The 261-nt window shown below is 57.1% G+C and carries 1 protein-coding gene; it reads right to left on the bottom strand.

The genetic code is table 11. The annotated features are described in order from the left end of the window. Positions 1 to 52: 52 nt before the first annotated feature. A partial coding sequence (locus AC0L3S_RS39450; protein WP_473285362.1) for a hypothetical protein occupies positions 53 to 261 on the bottom strand: 209 nt, incomplete at its 5' end.

The following is a 261-nucleotide window of genomic DNA, read 5'->3' as shown; positions in this document are numbered from 1 at the left end:
CCACTTCCCCCGCTAAACCAGATTGAGCACTGTAGCGCTGCCGTTATCAGCGCTATTGAAAACCCTGACTGCCGAGCAGGCCGCCAAGCACTTCATCCGATACCTTCGCAGTATCATTGAGATCGAGCAGTCCTGCCAGCGTTTTTGGCTCTACGTCCGGAATGAGCCTGCGAGAGGTGATATCCGTATCGGCAGCCTTGAACAGTGCGGATGCGATCGTGGCGGCCACCACATAGGAGCCAACTGGGCCAAGATGGCTGC

Source organism: Bradyrhizobium sp. Ken01, assembly GCF_055807355.1.
The sequence above is the reverse complement of the archived record's forward strand: the minus strand, read 5'-3'. Positions and strand labels throughout refer to the sequence as shown.